Source organism: Microcoleus sp. bin38.metabat.b11b12b14.051, from assembly GCF_013299165.1.
Lineage (GTDB): Bacteria > Cyanobacteriota > Cyanobacteriia > Cyanobacteriales > Microcoleaceae > Microcoleus.
This window is the reverse complement of sequence record NZ_JAAFKD010000028.1, coordinates 48,181-72,039: the sequence shown is the minus strand read 5'-3', so window position 1 is coordinate 72,039 and position 23,859 is coordinate 48,181. Positions and strand designations below refer to the sequence as shown.

Sequence of the window (23,859 nt, the reverse complement as noted above, 5' to 3'; positions counted from 1 at the left end):
GCCTTAACTGCTAACCCGCTCGCTAACTATTTCTCCTGGTTGTTCACCTACTAATTGATTAATATGTTCTAGGATTCCTAGCTCATCTATTAGACCTGCGACCAAGCCCAGATGGTCAATGTCTTTGACTGTAATTTCTTCTTGAATATTCATATATTGAGAGATTTTTTCCGAGGTTTTTATCATACTTGTTGAACATTTTATACCGAATTAGTTATCAAAACGATGGTATTTTTTACCAGATTTTACTTCCGATTTTTCAGCCCAATTTTTTGACGGTTGTCTTGAGTATAAATGCTCAGAAGTCTGGCGAGAGGGACGGCATATATCGCCGTCACACAGCTTAACTGCACCTATGTGACAGTTGGGGTGCGGAATGTGGGTTCTAACGGAAAGCGAGCGGGGACAGCACTTCTAACGGAAAGCGAGCAGGGACAGCACTTCTAATGACTAATGACTAATGACTAATGACTAATGACTAATGACTAATGACTAATGACTAATGACTAATGACTAATGACCAATGACTAAAAGAATGCCGGTTGGTGGCGGATCAAATTCAGGAATTCTTCGCGAGTTTTTTGTTCGTCCTGAAACACGCCCAACATCGCACTCGTCACTGTCCAAGCACCGGGTTTTTGCACGCCCCGCATCGTCATGCACATATGGCTGGCTTCCATTACTACAGCCACTCCCTGCGGTTCCAATATTGTCTGAACTGCTTCGGCAATTTGGCGCGTCAAACGTTCTTGCACCTGCAAACGGCGGCTGTACATCTCGACAATTCTTGCTAATTTGCTCAGTCCCACTACTTTTTGGTTGGGAATGTAAGCGACGTGAACTCGACCCATAAATGGCAGCATATGGTGTTCGCACATACTGAAGGCACTGATATCTCGCACCAGTACCATTTCGTTGTGACCTTCGTCAAAGATAGCGCCGTTGAGGAGTTCTTCGAGGGATTGACTGTAACCGCTGGTAAGAAATCGCATTGCTTCTGCTACGCGCTTCGGGGTTTTGAGCAATCCTTCGCGTTCGGGATCTTCTCCTACTCCCAGCAGCATTGTGCGAACGGCTGCCATCATTTCATCCATGCCTACTTCTGAGGCTACGGGAACGTTGGATTCTTGACCGTGGGAGGAATTTCGATCTGGTCGAGTGGCGATGCGCGACAAGTTGTTATCGGCGGTTGCAGACTGTTTCATGGTGTCAGTCGAGATTGAGTTTGAACCGTTAGTACCGTTATTCGATGCAATTGTCATAAGAAGTTGGTGTGAGGATGAATCTATTTGCGATTTGCGATTTGCAATTGGGCACAGAGCGATCGATTTGCGATTTGCGATTTGCAATTGGGCACAGAGCGATCGACTTTCGACTTTCGACTTTCGATTGGCGATTTGGAGATACAGCTAGAGATTCCAAGATTGTTGAATTCGAGAAAACTCCAGCAGTCTACAATCTCAATTTCACAAAACTCCGGCGTTGGACATCAGCGTGATTTCTTCAATTACTGCACTTGCTGGCAACTGAACTGCGTGCAGAATTGATTGGGCGACGATTTCTGGAGTTAACATCGCGCTGCGATCGAAATCGGCTTGCACTGTGTCTGTGTCCCACAGGGGAGTGTTGACAGAACCCGGACAGATGGCTGTGACGCGAATTCCGCTACCCCGTTCTTCGGCTGCTAATGTTTTGGACAAAGCCATGAGACCGAATTTGCTGACGCAGTAGGCTCCCCAGTTGGGGAAGGTTTGGCTGCCTGCGATCGAGGAAACGTTGATGATGATTCCCGATCGCCGATCGCGCATTCCTGGCAAAATTCCTAAAATGCACTGCCAAACGCTAGTAAGATTGAGGTCTAGAACTTTCTGCCAGTCAGCTAGGGGCGTTTCGGTCAAGGAGCCGGTGTAGCCCATGCCAGCGCTGTTGACCAGGATATCTACGGGCCCGAATTGAGCTGCGATCGCGCTGATGCCGCCTTGCACTTGCTCAATTTTTGCCAAGTCTAAGCGATAAGCTTCTGCTTTCACTCCGAATTCTCGGGCTGCTGTGGCAACAGCTTCTAGGTTTTCTGACTCTCGGCTAACTAAGGCTAGATTTATGCCCGCAGCAGCGAACGCTAGAGCCGTTGCTTTGCCAATACCGCTGCTGGCTCCGGTAATCAGAGCCTGCTTTGTTGTTCGATCGTTCATTCAGTGTCCTGATAGTTCCTAATTTTACGGAAAAACACGGAAATTAGTTTGCAAGTGTTAGCTTGACCGGGTGAACTATTAAACCCTTTATCCCGTTGCCCAAGGCATCTGGGACTACTTTTCGCATATTTTCGCTCGAAAGCTTCCCGTCAAGCGTTGCAGCCTTCTTCGGCAAATTAGACAACTGTCTGCTGCGGGCGATAACAATTAATTATGAGATATACATTAAGAACTGTTAAGCCGATGTCACCTGAGAAATTATAACACTGTTGACAGATTCGCAGAATAGTCAGTTGTGAGTTATTAGTTATGAGTTTGAAGTTAAGAGATTGTAATTCATAACTAATAACTCTCAACTCCGGCTCAAGCAGCAAGTTCAGTGAAAACACCGATATCGCGAAACTTTTGATACCGCATATCTCGCCGCTGTTGACCAGTAAGTTGTGTGAGTTCTACTAGGTTTTCCAACAAAGCTTGTTTGAGCATAGTGGCAGCTTTCAGGGGATTGGAGTGAGCGCCACCAACTGGTTCGGGTACTATCTGATCGAGAACGCCGAGGTTTTTCAAATCCCAGGAAGTAATTTTGAGGGCTTCGGCGGCTAAGTTAGCTTTCCCCGAGTCTTTCCACAGGATGGCGGCACAAGCTTCGGGTGTAGCTACGGTATACACCGAATGTTCTAACATTAACAGCCGCTCGCCGACGCCGATACCTAATGCGCCACCGGAACCACCTTCGCCGATGACGGTGCAAATAATTGGAACGTCAAGACGAAACATTTCTCGCAGGTTGCAGGCGATCGCCTCTCCCTGTCCAAGCTGTTCGGCTTCTAAGCCCGCCCAAGCCCCGGGAGTGTCGATAAAGGTGAAAATTGGCATGGAGAAGCGATCGGCGTGTTCCATCAACCGCAGGGCTTTGCGGTAGCCGCCGGGAGCAGCCATCCCGAAGTTGCGGGCGATATTGTCTTTGGTGTCGCGCCCTTTTTGATGGCCAATGATGACCGTAGGACGCCCGTCTATGCGGGCAATTCCGCCGACGAGGGCCGGGTCGTCTCCGCCGCGCCGATCGCCGTGGAGCTCGATCCACTCATCGCTAATTGCCTGAATGTAATCGAGGGTGCTGGGGCGGCGCGGGTGACGGGCGAGTTGCAGCCGCTGCATGGGGGACAAGCTGCTGAAAATTTCTTGTCGCAGTTGGGCGGAACGAGCTTCGAGTTTGCGAATTTCGTCGGTGACATCGACGCTGTTTTCGGCGGCCAGTTCGCGAATCTGGTGAATTCGGGTTTCGAGTTCTGCCAGGGGCTTTTCAAAATCTAGGAGTAGTGGTTTGCGGTCGGGGTTTGCCACGCTGATAATTTCTATAGGGTTTTTAAGGTTTGGTCGATCGACTGTTTCCCGATCCTACCCTGTCAGGTGTTACTGAAAAAGAGGGTTTAGGGGAAGTTTTGAATTTTGAATTGTGTTTTGCTCGATCACCAGAGTTGAAAATCAGGGGATTCAGCGTCTTTTTTTGCTACACTATTTTTGCTTGCTTAAGCGAGTTTCACCAAAAAGAATTGGTTTAAAGCCGGAACCCTTTTAGACAGAAATTAAAAGAAGACTATTCATTACTCCCATCCCCTTCCTGACCGGGAGAGGTCGCTGTCCCTGGTCAACTGTCAACTGTCCCTGGTCAACTGTCAACTGAACCGCACGACTTCCCACGCCTATGTCCGCCCACAGCCACAAAAGACCTAACCCTGCTGAATTGTTCCAAAGTGCCAAAAGCGACACAAGTGCGATGATCGAACTGACTCCCTCGGAAGCTTTCACAGCTATTTCAGTCTTAGCTGTTGCCGCTGACGGTAAAATCTCCGAAGCAGAAAGACAAACCCTTGCCGCCAATCACATTCGCTTGTTCGGTTCTTATTCTGGCGAACACTTCCAAGAACTGTTTAAGAAAGTCCTGAAATTGAGCAGCCAGTACGCTCCGGCAGAAGTATTTGCAGCCGCTAAAAACGCATTGAATGCTCAGCTTCGAGAAACAGCTTTTGCGATCGCCACAGATTTGGTTTTGGTAGATGGACTTTTCACCACCGAGGAAAAAGATTTCTTAGTTGAACTTTCCCAAGCTCTAGACATCTCCGAGGAAATGGGCAAAAAAATCATCGAAGTCATGACCATCAAAAACTGCGGGGACAATTTGATGCCAGCTCAATCTATCGAATAAGTTGTTAATTAACTATTATCTAAGGGATGTCTGGTGATTGGTCACTGGTCATTGGTCATTGGTCATCTCGCCCGAAGAGCGAAGTCGAAGGGTGGTCATTGGTCATTGGTCATTGGTCATCTCGCCCGAAGAGCGAAGTCGAAGGGTGGTCATTGGTCATTGGTCATTGGTCATCTCGCCCGAAGAGCGAAGTAGAAGGGTGGTCATTGGTCATTGGTCATTGGTCATCTCGCCCGAAGAGCGAAGTCGAAGGGTGGTCATTGGCGACAAAGCAATCACCACCAAGCTTTTTCCAGATTACGAATTACCGTTATGAAGCGTAACTCATTTTACGCCATAAGTGCCATATCATGTCTGGTAAAATAACCGCTATCTGTTTGTAGTGAGTACCTAACTTATTCCTGGTGTTAACGAATCAGGATTCTTTGTCCCGACTGCAAACAACTTTTATTCCTGTCGTGCGATCGAACACAATCTTAACTCTTAACTGTCTCAAAAAAAAGTTACTGGTTATTATCAGAAAAACTTTCCTCAATAACCAATAACTCTAACAAATTACATCAAAATGACATCAAAGGTCGGAAACCGTGCTTAACGGAAATTTCGCCGATTTGCTCCATCTTTTCCACAGTAATTTGATTCCGTCCCCAAGAAAAATTGGTGTACAACTTTTCAAATTCCAGCAGCATGGATTCAGCAAAACAGGCAAACAACTGCCGCCCTGGCACATCCATATTCACAATCTTCATAATCTTCCACTCAATATCGAGGGAATGCTCTACAATCCCGCCATTGAGTACGTAAATTTCGGGATGCTGAACCTGAGTTGCCAGATTTTTTGGATAGCCGCCGTCAATCAATAAACAGGGTTGCTTCAATGTCTTGGGGTCAATTTCTACTCCCTTCGGCATACTGGCTACCCAGACTACAATATCCGCTTGGGGGAGAGCTTCTTCTAAATCCATGATTTTGCCTCGTCCCAATTCCGATTGCAAATCTTGCAATCTTTCTTTGTCGCGGGCAATCAGCAACAATTCTGCTACATTTGTTTTAACATTCAGCCACCGACAGACAGCACTGCCAATATCGCCAGTAGCACCGCAAACGGCTACAGTAGCCTTTGAAAGTTCAATCCCCAATTTGGGGGCTGCTTCTTCTACTTGGCGGCAGAGGATGTAAGCCGTGTGGGTATTACCAGTGGTGAAGCGTTCAAACTCCAACTTGAGATTGCGAATTTGCTTAATTTGCTGCAAGTTGAATGTTTCAAAAATGATCGAAGAAAAGCCGCCTAAAGCAGTGATATTAATCCCGTTTTTTTGAGCGTGCGCCATCGCATTAATAATTTTGCGAGTGGCGGCTTTGATCCGGCGAGTGGCTAGCATTTCTGGTAGAAAACACGACTCGACATAGCGGCCTTCTATTTTTTGCCCGGTGATGCTAGTGACAGTGATATGATCGACTATCTGGGGCGGTGCGCTGCACCAAAAATCGAGCCCTTGATCGGCATATTCTGGATAGCCCAGCTCGTTAGCTACTGATTGGGCGTGTTCTAAGCTGGTTAAGTGACCGATTAGACCAAACATTAAGTTGTCAAATGAAGGAAAATTGAAAATTGAAGAAGGAAGAAGGAAGAAGGAAGAAGGAAGAAGGAAAATTAAAAATATGAATTTTCCAATTAAACAATGAGGCATCTCACTTTTAATTTTTAATTTTTAATTTTTAATTTTTATCCCATTCCTTATTTCCAATTGGATTAGGCTGCGAGGCCTTGTGCTGACATCCGCATGATGTCGCGGTTGTTAAAACCAATGTTACCTAGGGCTTCGCCATAGGCAATCATAAAGTCTTCAATTAAAGCCTCTTTTTCCATCCCTAGGACGTTAGCATCATCTGCGACAGAATTTAGCAGTCTCCAGATGATGGGCAAGTTTTGGCGGTTGGCGGCTTCAAGTTCAGCTTTGGATTCTTCAAAGTGAGCGTTAAGCCAGACTTCCCCAAAGTTGAGGTGCATATATTCTTCTTTGACGACGCCTTCGGTGATTTTGCGGGCAAAGTCATCGGCGACGGGAATGTAGATGTTGTAGGCTGCGATCGCAAAACACTCGATAATTAGTGATTGAATCAGCAAGCAAGTTACAACCTTGCCTTCGGCGGCAGCAGTTTGGAAGTTGCTGTGCAACTGAGAAAAGAATTCCTTGGCAAATACCATGTCTGGCGTGACTTTGAGATTCTTGCCACAAGCTTGGAAGCCTTTCATGTGGCGGTTCTCCATCTTGGACAAGCCAATTAACTCACTTTTCTTGTCAGCCAACAGTTCGGCCAGTTGCAGGTAATTGTCGTGAGCTTCTTGTTCGCCTTCAATCACAATGGCGTTGATGCGGCTGTAAGCATCTTTGTACGTTTCGGTTTGAAAGTCAATTGTTGGGCTGGCCTCAAGCTGGGGCATAGATATGTCGTCTCCTCGTATAACCTTGTAGGATGTTGGGAAACCCCTTTAAATTTTGGGGGTCGCGTGCACTACACTTTACCTATTTTCTACTAAAAATTTACGGTTGTGTGGGAATCTGGAAGGCGATCGGGTTTTAGAACCTCACAGGCTTATTATTTTAGGTGAATTCACAAGTTTATGGGTAAATCCTTTGACAGGTCTCAAGCGCTGGAAATGCTGAGTTTTATTGGGTTGCTGGCGGGGGCTGCGCTGGTGCTGCTGCCACTGGCTGCTGTATTTTTGGTTTCATTATCACCATCTGGTGTCGGTGTCAAGGCCACAGGTCTGACTTTGGGAAACTATCAGGAGGCTTGGCGACGGGGGAATTTTTTGTTAGCATTTCTTAATTCTACTGTAGTGGCGATCGCAGTGACGGGTTTTCAGGTAGTGACTTCTGCTTTGGCCGGTTATGCTTTGGCCCGGCTGAAGTTTCGGGGGCAACAAGCCCTAGTTTTGGTGGTTTTGGCGACGCTGGTGATTCCGTTTCAGCTTTTGGTGATTCCGATTTTCATGGTTTTGAAGTGGGGCCATTTACTGAATACTTACGGGGCGTTAATTTTGCCGACTGCGGCTAACGGTTTCGGGATTTTTCTCCTGCGCCAGTATTTTTTGACTGTGCCGGTGGAGTTGGAGGAGGCGGCAATGCTGGATGGGGCCAACCGCTGGCAGGTGTTGTGGCAGGTGATGTTGCCTTTGGCGCGCCCTGCGTTGGTGACGCTGTTTTTGTTTACGTTTATCGGCGAGTGGAATGATTTGTTTAAACCGCTGGTGTTTACGACGCGGCCGGAGTTGCGGACTGTACAGTTGGTTTTGGCGGAGTTTCAGGAACAGTTTACTAGCAGTTGGCCGTTGTTGATGGCCGCCGTGGTAATTGGGACTGTACCCGTGGTGTTGCTATTTTTGGCGTGCCAGCGGCAGTTTATTCGCGGGATTGCGGCGACGGGAATTAAGAATTGAGTTGGAAATGGAAGGCAAACCGCAGATGCTAGGTAGATAAACACAGATTAACGCAGATAATTTCCAGATACTTGGAGACTTTTGCGAGACTTTCTCTATAATCTCAGTTAAGCCTGTCACCGTGCAATCTAAAATTATCCAGTAAATCAAATGTATGCAGAATCTGCAAAAGCTGGGTTGGTTTTTATTTATTGCATCTTTTTTCCCCTGGCTGGCAATCCTGTTTGTTGTACCATTCCTACCGCTGAGCATCGCTGAAAAAACAAAAATAGATGTTGTTTTAGCTGTGCTAGCCGAAGTGTGTTTTTGGCTGAGCGTGGTAATTTTGGGAAAAGAAGTAGTTACCAAATATCGGCGTTATTTGAATCCCCGCTATCTTTGGAAAAAAATTAGAAATTTCAACCGCAAATAAACATGAATCAATTAAAACTAGGTTCGTAGTGAGGACTTTAGTCCTTCTTAATGCGGACTAAAGTCCTCACTACGAACCAGGTTAAGGTTGAGCTATTCGCTGATAATTTGCAAACGAATAGAGCGCTCTCCGTCTCCAAAATCTACTTCAATCTTTTCTCCCGAAAGACTGTCCAAACATCCCAAAAGTAAGCGTAAATTTGGTGTGCTTGCTCCTGTATCCACGTACAATCTATCCGCCAAACTGCCTAAACGTTTCCACACAGTGTAGAGTTTAACCACAGTTTGTTCTAGCTGTGCGGCTTGTTTGACAACATCGGCGGTTGTTCCCAAACATCCAACTCGCAAAGATTCTTCTAAGGCCATTTCCATATCTAGGTGAGACTGGTTGAGGGCTTGCACTTGGGCGGCGGCGTCGAGATATTTCGATAAATTCTTGGCGTCGGAAGTTAGCTGTTTTACTGTGTCTACGTCGGGATTTTCTGCTACTTCTTTTTGAATTTCGCTTTGGTGAGAAGGAGAGAGTTTCTCCATTTCTTTGACTAAAGGAGCGAGATAGCGGGAAGGAAGAGAACCGCTTGATGCTTTTTCTTTGACTTCTTCGGGCAATAAATCTGAGTTCATTGCCATCCATTCGTCGGATAGTTGTTTGACTTCGCGGCGGGTAATTCGATCGCCCTTTGAGGCCGCATCTGTTACCATTTGCTGTACTTCGGGGGATGATTTGGCAGTTTCGACAAAGGCTCTTTTGCTGAAGTTCCTAATGGAATCTGGGTCTAAATCTCCTTGCTCGATCAGAGTCTCGGCACTTTTAGCTAATTCTATCAAAGAATAGGCTTGACTTTTGCTAATTTCTCGTTCTTTTAGCCAGTTCAAAAAGCCGGTACCGCGTCCGTCGCCGCCTTTTTTTTCTCGGTCTCTGACTGTTCGGAGAATGCGTCCGCGCCAGATGTCGGTTTGTAAGTCGAAACGATCGCACACTTTCCAGGCGTTGTCAACCTGATTGTCGAAGTCGAAGTCTGGTATTTGTTCGTCTTCGGGGTCTGGTAATTGGAAATTGATATCGGTCAAGCCTTTGAGGGCTTCGGCGAGTTCTGCGGGAGATTGGGGGACTTCAGCCATTAGGAGAAATTTGTGTAGAGTAACAGCCGGTTTGATTGGGAATTTGCACGAGTTGAAATTTGAGACGCTACCTGTAGTAGTAATGCGGGCAAGGCTGACACTACTGATAGAGTGTTTGTGCAAGTCATATCATTATTGCACGATGAAGGGCGATCGGGCGATCGATACGCACAATGACATAATTGTATGTTTGTCGTTGCTGTACCCGCGAAGCAATCTCAGAGGCTTGAATATTGTGTGTTTGTCATTGCTGTACCCGCGAAGCAATCTCAGAGGCTTGAATATTGTGTGTTTGTCATTGCGAGCGTCCGCGCGAAGCAATCTCAGAGGCTTGAACGCAGACAAAAAAATAATTATACTATGTTTGTCATTGCGAGCTGTCGGTGGTAATCTTAAGTCCCTGCGATTGCTTCGCTAAGAGCTCGCAATGACATGATTACCGAATTGTCCGAAGAGAGCGTACCCGCGAAGCAATCTCAGAGGCTTGAATATTGTGTGTTTGTCATTGCTGTACCCGCGAAGCAATCTCAGAGGCTTGAACGCAGACAAAAAAATAATTATACTATGTTTATAATTGCGAGCTGTCGGTGGTAATCTTAAGTCCCTGCGATTGCTTCGCTAAGAGCTCGCAATGACATGATTACCGAATTGTCCGAAGAGAGCGTCCGCGCGAAGCAATCTCAGAGACTATAATATAAGCTAAAGACTCATCCTTGAATTAACAGTTATGAGCAAACAATATTATGTGTACATCATGACGAATCAGCATAACAGGGTACTTTACACAGGTGTAACCAGTGATTTAAAAAGAAGAGTTTACGAACACAAAGAAAAGTTAATAGATGGATTTACTAAAAAATACAATATCACGAAGTTAGTTTACTGCGAAATTTTTGAAAATGTATATGAGGCGATCGAACGAGAGAAACAGATTAAAGCTGGTTCTAGACAAAAGAAAATTGATTTAGTTAATAGTATCAACAAATCATGGCAAGATTTGTATAATGAGTTGTAAAAGAAGTTAATTCGGGGTTTAGCGTTGCTATTTTAATCTACTGCGATTGCTTCACTTCGTTCGCAATGACATTGTATAATTATAGTTAATACGGTTAACTGAATTTTTTTTGTCATTGCGAGTGCGAGCGTCTTAGCGAAGCAATCGCAGTGTCTATTTTTCATATCGTTTGGTAGACTAGACTGTCTTAACTGAACCGTATTGAATTATAGGTAAGCTGTAATCAGCCAGATTCGTTAAGATTTTTGTCAGAGGCATCGCCACAACTAGGATGGCAATCAAAAAATAACTACTATCTCCCTGGGTAAAATTATGCCTCAAGACTTCTCCGGTAAAAATCTCCGTGGCCACAATTTCAAAGGTCAAAATCTCACGGGTGCAAAATTCATCGGTGCAGACATCCGAAGCGCAAACTTCACTAATGCCATCCTCAGAGAAGCTGACTTCACCCGTGCCAAAGCTGGACTGCAAAAGCGCTGGACAATTTTTCTAGTAACTATCTCGCTAGTTCTATCTGTAATATCGGGATTGATTTCAGGCTTTGTTAGTCTTTGGGTAACAGTTTTTTTAACTCCAGATGCCATCAAACAGTATACGATTATTCCCGGTGTACTTGTGTTGATAGTTTTGGCCATCTTCTTTATAGCTACTATTCGGCAAAGTATAGGGGCAGGGGCAGTGGCAGGGGCAGTGGCAGCGGCAGGGGCAGCGGCAGGGGCAGCGGCAGCGGCAGTGGTAGCGGCAGCGGCAGGGGCAGTGACAGTGGCAGCGGCAGCGGCAGTGGCAGCGGCAGCGGCAGCGGCAGCGGCAGGGGCAGCGGCAGGGGCAGCGGCAGTGGCAGGGGCAGGGGCAGTGGCAGCGGCAGGGGCAGGGGCAGTGGCAGGGGCAGGGGCAGTGGCAGGGGCAGTGGCAGTGGCAGTGGCAGTGGCAGTGGCAGTGGCAGTGGCAGGGGCAGTGGCAGGGGCAGTGGCAGTGGCAGTGGCAGGGGCAGTGGCAGGGGCAGGTATTTACATTGCTTGGCGTGCCCTGGCAGGGGATGAGAAACACGCATGGATTCGCACCGTTGCCATTGCCTTTGTCGGTACAGGCGGTACCAGTTTTCGCAGTGCAGATTTAACTGATGCCAATTTCACTGAAGCAATGCTTAAAAGCACAGATTTTAGAACAGCTAATTTGACTCGCACTTGCTTTCGCAATACAGAAAAACTCGATCGCACGCGAGTCGGTAATTCGATATTAGCTGATACCCGCGTCCGAGAATTACTCATCACTGGCAATGGCTACAAAAAATCTTATGTGGCTGCGAATCTTCAAGGGGCAAACCTGACAGGCGTTAATCTCAACGAGGCTAATCTCAAGCACGCTAACCTCAGCGAAGCAACCTTGCATAAAGCTAATTTGGAATTTGCAAACCTTACAGAAACTCAAGCCTTGGCAACAGATTTTACAGCAGCTTCTTTTACAGGTGCTTGTTTGGAAGCTTGGAACATTGACGCTAATACAAAGCTCGATCGCGTTGACTGTCGGTTTGTTTATTTTTTGGAAAAGCCCAAACCAGGAACCGACGATCGCGAACGCCGCCCTCACCACATCAACAAGTGTTTTGAACCGGGTGATTTCGAGAAACTCTATAAGAAAATTTTGACAACCGTGCAAATCCTGCTCAAAGATGGGATAAACCCAGAAGCTTTTACCGCAGCTTTTCAGAAGTTGATGCAAGAATTTCCAGATATTACACCGGATTCAATTCAATCTATAGAAAAAAAAGCAAACGATGTTTTACTGACTCTCAAAGTTCCAGAAGAAACTAATAAGGGAAAACTTGAGGAAGTTTGGGACGAAGTTTATCAAGGAAGGCTAGAAGCTCAAAGGCAAGCCGATAAATTAAAAAACAAAGATGAAATTATTGCTATTCACAAATATTATTCTGAAGAATTAATGAAAGGAATTTTTACTCAAAAAGATGGTTTAAATCATGCAATCGCGTCTCAGCCACCATTTAGCCCTATAATCAACATTAACAGTCACTCTCAAGCAGAGAGTAAAGCCACCAGCGACAACATCGACCAAAGTCGGGAGCTTAATATTTCAGGGGGAACTGTTAACGCTACGGGTGCCGGATCGTTAAGTTTAGGAGATAATGGCGGTACAACAGCAAACACCATCGAGCAGTTGCCTGATTCAGCCGTTAGCGCAGCCCGCCCCTACGGGGGCTACGCCAACGAAGAGGATCGCCCTTCATGACAAAATCAGTAATGCTATAATTTTAGTCAAACTCTCGTAACAGCCCAAATCAAAGCTATGAGTGTATCAGTAGGTTCAGAAAAGCCGGAATTTAAAGAATTACTGCTGCAATTGCAAGCTGCGATTGCCAATCAAAATACAGAATTGTCAATCCAGAGTATAGAAAATCCCGAAAAGGGAGTAATTGCGATTTTTGTCAATACTCTGACAGAGGAGAAGCCAGCTATAACTTATCACGATTTAAAGCAAAACTACGAACTGCTATTAAAGGCTATTGAAGATAAATATCAAGCTGAATTACGGGCTAAAGATTGCGAAATTGCCATGTACCGTCAAGAAATAGCTATTTCCGAAGCATTTTCGGAAAGCTTAACCAAAATTGAAACCGCTAATTTCAGTCAAGAAAATGAGTCTATCTCCGAATCAGACGATGTTGTGTTACTAAGGGCGATCGCCGAAAAATACAAGGCAGAATTAAAATATAAAGATGAGGAAATCGTTTTATATCGCCAGCAAATAGCTGAAATGAGAGAACTAACTGTAACTTTAGCTAAACAACCCATAAAGATTAATATTATCCAGGAGGATAAGCAAGCATAAACTACTAACCTCACCATGCAAAGTGATGAAAATCTTACTCGAATTATCCAAGCATATGAGCAAATTATCACAAATTTAGAAGCCAAGCACAAATCTGAACTGCAAGCTAAAAATAGAGAAATAGAATTTTACCGTCAGAAAAGTTTGGAGCTAAATGAATTTGTAAAAATGCTAGCTAGGCAGCCTGTTAATGTTACGATTACTAATGAAGTTAAATCTACATCTGATAGTAAAGTTATGAGTGACCAAATCGATCAAAGTCGTAAGATTGAAATTTCAGGGGGAATTGTCAACGCCAGCGGTGCGGGAGCCTTAAGTTTGGGTGATATCAGCGGCACAGTTGCCAACACGATTAATCAATTATCGGATTCTTCTGAACCTGATAAACCCGGAATCAAAGAATTGTTGACTGAGTTACAAACTGCGATCGAGTCTGAGACTAATTTATCTGATGATGATAAAGCTGAAGCATTGGAGCAGGTAAAAGCTTTGGCAGAATTAGGAAAAAATCCCCAAGAAAGCACAATGCAAAAGGCCGGGAAAACGGCAATGAAAATTTTGAAAGGAACTATTGCTAGTTTACCGAGTGCGGCGACATTGGTTGAAGCTTGCAGTAAATTGTTGCCCGCGATTGGTACTCTCTTATTGTTACCCTAAAACCTCATATCAAATAAGCTGAATCACACAAGACTTACGCACTTCAACCAAAGAAACCGGGTTTTTTCGCAAATCTGCGTGCTGTAACGCCTATTCTCGCAAAAACCCGGTTTCTGACTACCCGTGCATAAATCCTAGCCGCTTACCCTTCAGATTTTCGAGGCGGTGTACGATCGGTCGTTAGCGCAGCCCTCGAAGAGGATCGCACTTTCCGACGAATCAGCACAGTCATCACAGAGCCAGCATTGGCCGCCCGCTGTACGGGACTCCAATCACCAACTTGGGCAAATCCCAATCGGTACAAAGTAAGAATCGTCTCCCGGACACCCTGGGGCGAACCCACAAGCGTTACCAGCAGCACATCCTGTTCCGATACGGCTGCTGAATCCGAATTTGGACAGTCGGATGCGTTTTCGTCGGGCACGAATTCCTGTGACATATTATGTTCTCCTGACTTTGGGTTGGTTAAGGAAACCCAAAAATCCAGCGGCCCCGCATTTCAACGCATAGCAGGGCGGCCGCAGAGAATGTTAGTATACTCCGAGCCTCCAGACTGCTAGTACCAGTTTGGCGGTTATGCTGTCCATTGCTGTTGGTAGCAGCTTTGGGTGGAACGAAGTGGAGGGAGTGCAACTAGATTTTTGGGGGACGCGGGTTGCCTCCTGTGCAAGCAAAGCAACCTTTCATTTAAAAGCGTAGCCGCAGATGGGGGCCTCCGTCAACCAATTTTGGATTTTAGATTTTGGATTTTAGATTCGAGGGTCGATCGCACGGATCAATCTGTATTTTAGGTGTTTTGATGCGGGATTGCGAAGATTTGGGCGATCGGGCTAATGATGGTAAAAAGCGTTTTTTGAAAGTGCGATCGGCATTTTTACCCTAAAATTTAAGATCAACGTCCAGTAAATACTCGAAATACCCAGCCAAAAAGCATCACGCTCAAGAAAATCACGCCTCCGACAATTAACATCAAACCTAACAACAAAGCAGCGACAAACAGCCAGTCAGCTTTTTTTCCTGGATCGGGGCTACCTAAATGAGCGTCTAGCAATTCCATATTCTTGACATTAGCTTTCCAAGTAACATCAAGTAAATCTCCAGCAACCGGTACAGTGCCGGCAACTGTATCAAATACGATGTTAGCTGCCATTTGGATTAGGGTTTCTTGCGGTACTCCGAGTTGCGCGGATTTGAAGACTACGTAACCTGCAAAAATCGATCCGATTAAGTCGCCGCCGCCCGGTAGGAGTCCTAATATCGGATCGAGTCCGATGCGATATTTTGTGCCGGGAATGGGAATTGCATTGTCGAGTAAGTGGCTGATGCGGCGCAGACGGCGTAAGGATGCAGTCTGGGATTTGTTGAGTGTATTTGTCGCGGGAGTTTGTATAGGAGAACGTGACATTTGATTGCTCTCGATTGCGATATTACTGCTATTTTGACAAATTGTTGATACGCTTATTAAGCTATAAATTATCTGTCATTATCATAAATTGCCGCAGACAGCTTGGCATAAGTCCCTACAGGTAAAAACCTCTAATTTCTTTTTTGTAGCAATGTTTTTTCACGCTTACTATTATATCATGTCCGGTCGATTACCATCACAAAAACGGTTCGTTCGTTCGTAGTGCGTCCTGGCGTCCGCATCCTGAGAGCGGACTGAAGTCCTCACTACGAACCTTGCTCATTGCGGTTAATTGAGCAGACATCATATTACTGCTATTTTATGATGTTTATTGCAGAATATTTTAGCTTTTTTACTATGTCTCAAGTAATATTTTTTGTTGTTTTGTCCGATCGCCCTTTCGACATTCGACAATACGCAAGAAACCCGGTTTCTCTTCAAAACCGGGTTTCTTGCTTCTAGCTACCTGTTCTCAGTTTAACCAGGAAAGCCCCATCTATTTGCCATCAGTAAAGTCAGCATCAATCACGTCGTCGTCGCCGCCAGTTGGGCCGCCAGTCGGGCCTGCACCACCGTCAGTGGGGCCGCCTGCTTGCTGGTACAGGTTGCTGCTGACTGCGTAGAATGCTTGTTGCAACTCGGTTGTCAGTGTCTTGATGGCTGCGTCGTCTTCTTTGGCGATCGCCTCCCGCAAGTCTTTGATCAAGCCTTCAACCTTCGTTTTGTCAGCCTCAGGAACCTTATCGCCCAACTCTGCCAACTGCTTCTCAATTTGATAAGCTAAGGAGTCTGCTTGGTTTTTGCGATCGATCTTTTCGCGACGTTCCTTGTCAGCAGCCGCATTCGATTCGGCTTCGCGAACCATGCGATCGACTTCATTGCTGGGCAAAGTTGAAGCACCGGTAATGCTGATCGATTGCTCTTTACCAGTACCTTTATCTTTAGCAGCTACATTCAAAATACCGTTAGCATCGATATCAAATGTAACTTCAATTTGAGGTACGCCACGGGGAGCTGGGGGAACTCCATCTAAACGGAAAGTTCCTAAATCCTTGTTGTCATTAGCCAGTTCCCGTTCGCCTTGCAAAACGTGAATTTCTACGTTTGTTTGGCCGTCTACAGCAGTCGAGAATGTTTCCGACTTCTTGGTAGGAATTGTGGTGTTGCGAGGAATGATTTTGGTCATCACGCCGCCCAAGGTTTCGACACCGAGAGACAGCGGGGTAACATCGAGCAACAAGATGTCTTTGACTTCGCCTGCGAGCACGCCGGCTTGAATTGCTGCACCGACTGCGACCACTTCATCCGGGTTTACCGTTTGGTTGGGGTCTTTACCGAGGATTTTTTTGACGAGTTCTTGCACCGCTGGAATGCGTGTAGAACCACCAACTAAGACAACTTCATTAATTGCAGATTTGTCGAGTTTGGCGTCGCGGATGGCGTTTTCTACAGGAATGCGAGAGCGATCGATCAAATCGGAACAAAGCTCTTCAAACTTGCCGCGAGTCAAGGTGGTGTCCAAGTGTTTTGGCCCGTCTTGAGTCGCAGTAATAAACGGCAAGTTGATTTCTGCTTGAGTAACGCTCGACAGTTCAATCTTGGCTTTTTCGGCCGCTTCCGTCAGACGTTGCAATGCTTGCTTATCTTTACGGAGGTCAATTCCTTCGGCTCTTTGGAATTCATTAGCGATGAAATCGACGATTTTTTTGTCGAAGTCGTCACCGCCGAGGTGAGTGTCTCCAGAAGTTGCGAGCACTTCAAATACGCCGTCGCCGACTTCGAGAATTGATACGTCGAAAGTACCGCCGCCCAAGTCAAATACGAGAATGGTTTCGTTGCTCTTTTTATCTAATCCGTAGGCTAAAGCCGCCGCTGTAGGTTCGTTAATAATCCGCAGAACTTCAATACCGGCAATTTTTCCAGCGTCTTTAGTAGCTTGGCGCTGGGAGTCGTTGAAGTAAGCGGGCACTGTAATTACCGCTTGGGTAACAGTTTCGCCGAGGTATTTGCTGGCATCTTCTACGAGTTTACGCAACACTTGCGCGGAAATTTCTTCCGGAGCGAATTGCTTGCCGCGGGCGGGACAGTCGAGTTTGAGGCTGTTTCCGACTTTCAGGACTTTGTAGGAAACTTCAGTGGTTTCGTGGGTTACTTCGTCAACCCGACGCCCGATAAACCGTTTTACTGAGTAAAAGGTGTTTTCGGCGTTCATCACGGCTTGACGCTTGGCGATTTGTCCGACGAGTTGATCGCCATTTTTAGCATATGCTACTACGGAAGGTGTGGTGCGACCCCCTTCGGCGTTGGCTATGACGGTGGGTTTGCCGCCTTCCATAACTGCGACGCAGGAGTTTGTCGTACCTAAGTCAATTCCAACTACTTTTCCCATAGGGGTGTTCCGGCTCCAATCTCTACAAAATTTTGGTTTTCTATCTGTGCGATAGTCTGGTTATTCAGGACTGCGATTTTTACCTCGCGGTTTACGGGTACTGAGTCCTGCTTTAATACAGTCTTCGATAGGGTGCTTATCTCTATACTGCGGGCGGTTAGACCTTGGGATGAAGGCGTGTTTACCGAACCTGTTAGGGACGGTTGCATCGGTGGGGCTTGCACCGCTACAGCTTTGGACTGCTTTTTCTTTACTCTTCCTAATGTACGGGGTGCGATCGATTCGGGTATTGTGGCAAACCGTATATATTGTGTTGTATTTGCCGTCTTGTGCATCTAAATTGGGGAAATGCCCATTTTGGCGATTCCGGCTCGATAGCGCTACGCTTGACGCTGTTTTTGAATTCAAATATGATTGAATACTAATTTTGAAAAAGGACACGGCATTGCCGCGTCCCTACTCGTTTCTAAGCTGTGCCGGGGAGGACTATATTGAGCCATATGCTCAATCTGCCTGGTGGGCTTCTCGGATAATTATTGAATTATCCAGCCTTTGATAGCTATTTTTTACCGATGAGCAAAGCTGCGGGAAAGTAGCCGAGAGCATCACCAATTGCCAGCGTACCGTTACTTTCAACCACCTGATTTGTGATGGCATCTTTCCAAACCGACGGCATTTGCTCGGACAATTCTAGATTAGTATCTTTCCAGACTTGTTTGCCGATCGCCATTTCTTCCGGTTTGACAACTCCCGTCAAAAACCGGGGAGCGATCGCGATAATTGTAGTATCTTCAAAGCTGCGGGCAAAGGCAATCACATTATCTTTAAACGTGCCGACTACTTCCACAGGTCGATAGTCGCCGGAGCGAAAAACTTGCAGGTATTTTTTTCGGGCTTCTAGGACTCTTGCCGTCAAAAACAACTTAATTCTAGCATCTTCCCGGGTTGCCAGTAAATCTTCCACCAGTGCCAAAATATCCGTTTCAGCTTGCTGTTTAATTGACCGCAAAACCTCGATTCTGCGATCGAAATCCACGGGACGGCGGTTATCTGGATCGACATGGCTTAAATCCCAGAATTCCGTGCCTTGATAAATATCGGGAACTCCGGGCGCCGTAATTTTTAGCAGCGTTTGAGATAAAGAATTGAAAATTCCGTAATCAGCTACTTTTTTCCAGAAAGGTAGAAATTTCTTGAAAAACTGATTTTGTTCGCCTGATTCTAGAACGCTATCGATAAAGGTCATAAACCCAGTTTCGTAGTCGTTGTCAGGTCTCAGCCAAGCTGTGTACACTTTTGCTTCCCGCACAGCTTTAATGGCATAATCCTTTAGGCGATCGACATAATCAGTGTTTTCAATTCCCTCAAACGGAAAACTACCTAGCACAGTTTGGTAAAAGAAGTATTCGTCGTTAGTATCGGGAACCATGCGATTCACAAAGTTGACTTTCTTAGAAGAGTTTACCTCTCTCCAAGACCTGACTTGCTGTTCCCATTCATCGGGAATTTCTGAGAGTACATTAATTCTGGCTCGCACATCTTCGCCCCGTTTGGTATCGTGGGTAGCTGTAGCATTCATTTTGTGAGGCCAAGCTGCTTGCTGCTGCTTGTTGAACTCGTGAAAATCGGTCAGCGAAACGCCGAACTGACTGGGATTTCCTCCGACTTCGTTGAGGGATAAAAGCCGATAGTAGACGTATAGCAATGTGTCTTCAACGCCTTTGGCCATCAACGGGCCTGTCAACTGCTGAAGTTTCATCACAAAGTGGCGGCGCTGCTCTTTTTGTTCGGCTGTCAGGGTTTCTTCTTCTTCCAGCAACAGCACCGTTTCGATAAATTTCAGTTCTTTGAGGAGTCGCGGTACTAATTCTTTCGCCTGGGCGATCGCATATTTGACGTAAATGCGATCGGACTCTCGCAAACCCTCTTGATTTATGTAAGTTCGGTAGACTGGAAAAATTGTCAAAACCGCAGCCAGCGCTTTTTCCAAACCCGGACGAGTAAAGTCATTTCCCTGTCGGGATTGACCAGAAATATTTTTCAAAAGTTGAGCCAGATTGTCTACGTCTCCCGCCAAATTCTTCTCAACAATCAGCCCTTTTTTGTCTAAAAATAACTGTTGGTAAGGAACAGTCAAGCGAGTAAATCTCTGATATATTTCGGTAAACTGCTGTTCGCGATCGCACCGACAAAAAACGCCATTTACGTAGTTCAAAAAGTCGTAGCCGCTCGTTCCTTCGATCGGCCAATAGGAGGGCAAATCTTCTTCATGTTCCAGAATCTTTTCCACAGTAGTGTAAGTGTCTCCAACTCTCTCGCGGAGGCGTTTTAAATATTCTGTGGGGTCGTAAAGTCCGTCGATGTGGTCGATTCTCAATCCAGTAAATTTTCCCTCTTCCACCATGTCGAAGATCAAAGCGTGGTTTTTGTGGAAAACTTTAACCTCTTCAACTTTTACCGAAATCAATTCGTTGACTGTAAAAAACCTGCGGTAGTTGATTTCTTCGGCGCCAACTTTCCAGAATGACAGGCGGTAAAACTGCTCTGAAAGCAAACCATCTAGCAAATTAAAGCTTTCGGGATTGCCCTTTTCTCCATTAAAAGAATTGATATTTTCATCGATAAATTCCTGCACGATGGGATTTTGATTGTAGAGTTCCCACAGCAGTCCTTTCACAAAAGCTATCTGATCGTATCGGGCTTTACCTTTAGTTTCAGAAGGTGTATTCTTAATCAAATAAAGAATTCCCAGGAATTTAATAAAATCTGGATGCCGTCTACCTAATTCCCTGCCTAAGTGCCCCAAATTTTGACTAATGAAATTAGCATAAGATTCAATTTTTACGGGCAGTTTTAAGTCATAGTAATTGATAGTTAGCCCAATCTCACTGTATTTGAGTTGAATCTCGCCATTTTCCAGACATTCGCCATAAAAATTGCCCAACAGCGGAGCTAGCACTCGACCTCTGAGATGTTCGTAAGCGTGATTCCATTCAATATCAAAGTAATCGAAATAGTCGGAATCCGGGCCGTGTTCTAATACGTCTAAGAGCAACAAATTTTGAGTATCGTAGGCCATGTGGTTCGGGACAATATCTTGCAGCCATCCCATCTTCCGTTTCTGAATTTCGTATGTCAGGGCTTCAAAGTTTTCTGAGGTTCCTAATTCGGGATTGATTTGATTTGAGTCAACCACATCGTATCCGTGACTGCTGCCTTTTCTGGCTTTGAATATCGGCGAGGCGTAAATGTCGGTAATTCCTAATTCTTGCAGATAGCTGAGGATTTGTTTGGCAGCTTCAAAGTTAAAACCTGCATGAAATTGAATTCGATAAGTGGTTGTGGGAATTCTCAGCACTGTTAATTTTACTCCTAATTGATTAGTCGATCGGGTAATTTACAGAAATTAGAAAGAGTAGATTGGGTTGAGCGGTAGCGTATTAGTATCAGCCTAAGACTAAAACTATATAAAAATCTCGCTTGTATCTGAATTTCGATCCCCCTAAATCCCCCTTAAGAAGGGGGACTTTGAGAAGGCTCTTGTCCCCTTTAGCTGAATTTCGATCCGCTTTAATCCCCGAGATAGTCGGGGGACTTTGATGCTCTTGTCCCCCCCTTATTAAGGGGGGTTAGGGGGGATCGGGAAGACTAGGAAGTCGGTGATGGTAGGGTGCGTCAGCCGGCGCAACATCACGGCTACCGACTCCAGCATATTTCCCCGCTGACGCACCCTACGGGCGTGTCGGTGATGGTAGGGTGCGTCAGCGGGCGCAAGATAACGGCTACCTACTCAAGCATATTTCCCCGCTGACGCACCCTACGACAAAGAGTGATGGTAGGGTGCGTCAGCGGGCGCAAGATAACGGCTACCGACTCCAGCATCTTTCCCCGCTGACGCACCCTACGACTACGACAAAGAGTGATGGTAGGGTGCGTCAGCGGGCGCAACATCACGGCTACCGACTCCAGCATATTTCCCCGCTGACGCACCCTACGACAAAGAGTGATGGTAGGGTGCGTCAGCGGGCGCAACATCACGGCTACCTACTCAGGCATATTTCCCCGCTGACGCACCCTACGACAAAGAGTGATGGTAGGGTGCGTCAGCGGGCGCAACATCACGGCTACCGACTCCAGCATCTTTCCCCGCTGACGCACCCTACGACAAATACTAGGTGAGGTTTCTCTGCTGCTCGAACCAACCAACTATTTGATTAACTCGTAGAGTGCGAAACTCTGCGGCTTAACAGTCAATTCTTGCTCTGAAGTTATTTTTTCAGGCAAGCTAGAACCTGAACCCATCCATTTTACATCAGCAGAGTCTAAAATTTTGTGACAGTTACCTTGGGGAAATGCAGCAGTACAAGCTACCTCTTGCTTGTTAAAGTTTAGAATGCAGAATATCTGGCTTTCATCTGTCCAGCGACGGAGAAATAAGATTTTTTCTGCTTCTATACAGGAAACTTCTAGACTGTTTTTGTCTAGTTTTTTCAGGGCGGGAATTGTCCGTCGCAGTTGAATCAAATGTTGGTGCCATTCCCAGAGACTTTTGTGTTTCCCTGCTGTTTGTTTCTCCCAGTTTAACTTACACTTTTGGAAGCTTTCAGGACTCTGCGGATCTTGAAACTCGCCTCGATCTTCAAAAGCTTTAAATTCTTGTTGTTTGTCTTGGCGAATCGCTTCAATTAAGTCAGGATCTGAGTGGGAAACAAAGTACAAAAATGGTGCTGTTTCTCCGTATTCTTCGCCCATAAACAAGAAGGGAATGTATGGAGAAATTAAAACCGTACCCGCTGCGAGTTTGAGTGCTTCAAAGTCAACTATTTGCGAGAGTCGGTCTCCTAAAATCCGGTTGCCGATTTGGTCGTGGGTTTGGGCAAATACCAGAAATTTTTCGCCCGGTTCATCCTTGACAGAATTGCCATGTTTTCGCTTTCTGTGGGGTGCATACTGGCCGGAGTAAACAAAGCTTTCTTTGAATGATTTTTCTAGGTGTTCACACTTGCCGAAGTCTTGGTAATATCGGTCATTTTCTCCGGTAAGCAAGGCGTGCAGTGCGTGGTGGAAATCGTCGCACCATTGGGCATCTAATCCGAAGCCACCGAGTTCTTTGGGACGTACTGTGCGGACATCGTTTAAGTCACTTTCTGCGATTAAATAAATTTTCCTGCCGAATTCTTGGGAAATCTCGGCTGTGGCGTCGGAGAGTTCTTGCAAAAACGGTCGAGCACCTACTTCAAATATGGCTTGAATTGCATCTAATCTCAGGGCATCGATGTGATAGTCTCGAAACCAGTAGAGGGCGTTTTCAATAAAGTAGTTACGCACGCCGTCGCTGTAGGCGTCGTCGAAGTTGAGGGGGTCTCCCCAAATTGAGCCGTATTTTGATGTAAAGTACGGGCCGAATTGACTGAGGTAGTTTCCTTCTGGGCCGAGGTGATTGTAAACGACATCGAGTATTACTGAAATGCCGTGTTCGTGGCAGGCGTCGATCAGTTTTTTGAAGCCTTCGGGGCCGCCGTAGGAGTTTTGAACTGCGTAGGGATATACGCCATCGTATCCCCAGTTGCGATCGCCTGGAAATTGGGCAACTGGCATGATTTCGATCGCGTTGATTCCCAATTCTGTGAGTTGTTTGAGTTGGGGAATGATTGCTTCAAAGGTTCCGGCTTGGGTGAATGTGCCGACGTGCAGTTCGTAGATAATCATTTCGGCTAGCGGCACGCCTTGCCAATTTTTATCAGTCCAAGCAAAGGCGCTGTCATCTATTACTTGCGAGGGTGTATGTACGCCTTGGGGTTGATATTTGGATGCTGGGTCTGGTCGGTCGGTTTTTCCTTCGAGTTGGTAGGTGTAAAGGGTTCCGGGTGCGATGTCTTTAGCTGTGGTTTGCCAGTAACCTGCTGCCGATTGTTGCATGGGTATGAGGCGTTTGTCTGGGGAAACTATTTGGACTGCCATTTGTTTGATGGTGGGCGCCCAAACGGTAAATTCACATTGGTTGTTGCCGAGGTAGTTTGCTCCTATCTTCACTTTGAGTTATTCTCCTTATCAAATATGTTGGTTGTGCGATCGATCGCCCTTTGGACGCAATCAAATGCTATGTTGTTAAGATCCAGCACCTGTGTAGAGGGTAATATTACTTTAAATAACAAACAACTAACTTTAGACAG

General features: G+C 45.9%; 23 protein-coding genes. 11 read left to right on the top strand and 12 right to left on the bottom strand.

Features of this window, described 5'->3' with window-relative positions; genetic code table 11:
* Positions 1-3: 3 nt before the first annotated feature.
* On the bottom strand, positions 4-153 hold the full coding sequence (locus QZW47_RS23845) for a DUF4277 domain-containing protein (RefSeq protein WP_293132533.1): 150 nt from the start codon (positions 151-153) through the stop codon (positions 4-6).
* A 141-nt stretch (positions 154-294) separates the two neighbouring features.
* Between QZW47_RS23845 and QZW47_RS23840 the strand changes: the two genes are divergently transcribed.
* A complete protein-coding gene (locus QZW47_RS23840; protein ID WP_293132530.1) occupies positions 295-447 on the top strand; it encodes a hypothetical protein in 153 nt (50 codons plus the stop codon).
* Between the two features lie 80 nt (positions 448-527).
* Here QZW47_RS23840 and folE read toward each other — a convergent pair whose 3' ends face one another.
* The 3 genes from folE to accA form a co-directional block, all read right to left on the bottom strand.
* Positions 528-1,262, bottom strand: a complete 735-nt coding sequence (folE, locus tag QZW47_RS23835) for a GTP cyclohydrolase I FolE (RefSeq protein ID WP_293132527.1) — start codon at positions 1,260-1,262, stop codon at positions 528-530.
* Between the two features lie 204 nt (positions 1,263-1,466).
* Positions 1,467-2,192, bottom strand: coding sequence for an SDR family oxidoreductase (locus QZW47_RS23830; RefSeq protein WP_293132524.1), 726 nt, complete (start codon positions 2,190-2,192; stop codon positions 1,467-1,469).
* A gap of 363 nt (positions 2,193-2,555) precedes the next feature.
* Positions 2,556-3,536 (bottom strand): acetyl-CoA carboxylase carboxyl transferase subunit alpha, encoded by a 981-nt coding sequence (gene accA / locus QZW47_RS23825; RefSeq protein WP_293132521.1) that lies wholly within the window; start codon positions 3,534-3,536, stop codon positions 2,556-2,558.
* A 361-nt stretch (positions 3,537-3,897) separates the two neighbouring features.
* Between accA and QZW47_RS23820 the strand changes: the two genes are divergently transcribed.
* Entirely contained in the window at positions 3,898-4,398 is a 501-nt protein-coding gene (locus QZW47_RS23820) for a tellurite resistance TerB family protein (RefSeq protein WP_293132518.1), read from the top strand.
* 560 nt (positions 4,399-4,958) lie between these two features.
* On the opposite strand, the gene QZW47_RS23815 is transcribed toward QZW47_RS23820, so the two are convergent.
* A complete protein-coding gene (locus tag QZW47_RS23815) occupies positions 4,959-5,981 on the bottom strand; it encodes a long-chain acyl-[acyl-carrier-protein] reductase (protein ID WP_293132515.1) in 1,023 nt (340 codons plus the stop codon).
* A 170-nt stretch (positions 5,982-6,151) separates the two neighbouring features.
* Positions 6,152-6,844, bottom strand: coding sequence for an aldehyde oxygenase (deformylating) (locus tag QZW47_RS23810; protein ID WP_293132505.1), 693 nt, complete (start codon positions 6,842-6,844; stop codon positions 6,152-6,154).
* 180 nt (positions 6,845-7,024) lie between these two features.
* On the opposite strand from QZW47_RS23810, the gene QZW47_RS23805 reads away from it, so the two are divergent.
* Together QZW47_RS23805 and QZW47_RS23800 are read left to right on the top strand one after the other, a co-directional pair.
* Positions 7,025-7,843, top strand: a complete 819-nt coding sequence (locus QZW47_RS23805) for a carbohydrate ABC transporter permease (RefSeq protein ID WP_293132502.1) — start codon at positions 7,025-7,027, stop codon at positions 7,841-7,843.
* 154 nt (positions 7,844-7,997) lie between these two features.
* Positions 7,998-8,255 (top strand): transporter suffix domain-containing protein, encoded by a 258-nt coding sequence (locus QZW47_RS23800; protein WP_293132499.1) that lies wholly within the window; start codon positions 7,998-8,000, stop codon positions 8,253-8,255.
* A 92-nt stretch (positions 8,256-8,347) separates the two neighbouring features.
* On the opposite strand, the gene QZW47_RS23795 is transcribed toward QZW47_RS23800, so the two are convergent.
* Entirely contained in the window at positions 8,348-9,376 is a 1,029-nt protein-coding gene (locus tag QZW47_RS23795) for a hypothetical protein (protein ID WP_293132496.1), read from the bottom strand.
* A 727-nt stretch (positions 9,377-10,103) separates the two neighbouring features.
* Here QZW47_RS23795 and QZW47_RS23790 point away from each other — a divergent pair.
* The 4 genes from QZW47_RS23790 (at position 10,104) to QZW47_RS23775 (ending at position 13,892) form a co-directional block, all read left to right on the top strand.
* The gene (locus QZW47_RS23790) at positions 10,104-10,391 is read left to right on the top strand and encodes a GIY-YIG nuclease family protein (protein WP_293132493.1); all 288 of its coding nucleotides are present in this window, start codon (positions 10,104-10,106) and stop codon (positions 10,389-10,391) included.
* A gap of 312 nt (positions 10,392-10,703) precedes the next feature.
* Positions 10,704-12,635: a pentapeptide repeat-containing protein gene (locus QZW47_RS23785; RefSeq protein ID WP_293132490.1), complete on the top strand. Its 1,932-nt coding sequence runs from the start codon at positions 10,704-10,706 to the stop codon at positions 12,633-12,635.
* Between the two features lie 57 nt (positions 12,636-12,692).
* A complete protein-coding gene (locus tag QZW47_RS23780; RefSeq protein WP_293132487.1) occupies positions 12,693-13,235 on the top strand; it encodes a hypothetical protein in 543 nt (180 codons plus the stop codon).
* 15 nt (positions 13,236-13,250) lie between these two features.
* Positions 13,251-13,892, top strand: coding sequence for a hypothetical protein (locus tag QZW47_RS23775; protein ID WP_293132484.1), 642 nt, complete (start codon positions 13,251-13,253; stop codon positions 13,890-13,892).
* 142 nt (positions 13,893-14,034) lie between these two features.
* On the opposite strand, the gene QZW47_RS23770 is transcribed toward QZW47_RS23775, so the two are convergent.
* Positions 14,035-14,331 (bottom strand): hypothetical protein, encoded by a 297-nt coding sequence (locus QZW47_RS23770; protein WP_293132481.1) that lies wholly within the window; start codon positions 14,329-14,331, stop codon positions 14,035-14,037.
* Positions 14,332-14,634: 303 nt separating this feature from the next.
* Between QZW47_RS23770 and QZW47_RS23765 the strand changes: the two genes are divergently transcribed.
* Positions 14,635-14,775 carry a hypothetical protein gene (locus QZW47_RS23765; protein WP_293132479.1) on the top strand — a complete coding sequence of 47 codons (141 nt, stop codon included), beginning with the start codon at positions 14,635-14,637 and terminating at the stop codon, positions 14,773-14,775.
* A gap of 9 nt (positions 14,776-14,784) precedes the next feature.
* Here the strand turns inward: QZW47_RS23765 and QZW47_RS23760 are convergent, their stop codons facing one another.
* Both QZW47_RS23760 and dnaK read right to left on the bottom strand, forming a co-directional pair.
* Positions 14,785-15,297 (bottom strand): DUF4112 domain-containing protein, encoded by a 513-nt coding sequence (locus tag QZW47_RS23760; protein WP_293132477.1) that lies wholly within the window; start codon positions 15,295-15,297, stop codon positions 14,785-14,787.
* A gap of 496 nt (positions 15,298-15,793) precedes the next feature.
* A complete protein-coding gene (gene dnaK / locus QZW47_RS23755; protein ID WP_293132475.1) occupies positions 15,794-17,686 on the bottom strand; it encodes a molecular chaperone DnaK in 1,893 nt (630 codons plus the stop codon).
* Positions 17,687-17,818: 132 nt separating this feature from the next.
* Between dnaK and QZW47_RS23750 the strand changes: the two genes are divergently transcribed.
* Positions 17,819-18,025 (top strand): hypothetical protein, encoded by a 207-nt coding sequence (locus QZW47_RS23750; RefSeq protein WP_293132473.1) that lies wholly within the window; start codon positions 17,819-17,821, stop codon positions 18,023-18,025.
* A gap of 220 nt (positions 18,026-18,245) precedes the next feature.
* Here QZW47_RS23750 and treY read toward each other — a convergent pair whose 3' ends face one another.
* Positions 18,246-21,041, bottom strand: a complete 2,796-nt coding sequence (treY, locus tag QZW47_RS23745) for a malto-oligosyltrehalose synthase (RefSeq protein ID WP_293132562.1) — start codon at positions 21,039-21,041, stop codon at positions 18,246-18,248.
* Positions 21,042-21,442: 401 nt separating this feature from the next.
* Here treY and QZW47_RS23740 point away from each other — a divergent pair, with 401 nt between their 5' ends.
* Positions 21,443-21,865 carry a hypothetical protein gene (locus QZW47_RS23740; RefSeq protein ID WP_293132471.1) on the top strand — a complete coding sequence of 141 codons (423 nt, stop codon included), beginning with the start codon at positions 21,443-21,445 and terminating at the stop codon, positions 21,863-21,865.
* 27 nt (positions 21,866-21,892) lie between these two features.
* Here QZW47_RS23740 and treZ read toward each other — a convergent pair whose 3' ends face one another.
* Positions 21,893-23,719 (bottom strand): malto-oligosyltrehalose trehalohydrolase, encoded by a 1,827-nt coding sequence (treZ, locus tag QZW47_RS23735; RefSeq protein ID WP_293132468.1) that lies wholly within the window; start codon positions 23,717-23,719, stop codon positions 21,893-21,895.
* Positions 23,720-23,859 lie beyond the last annotated feature (140 nt).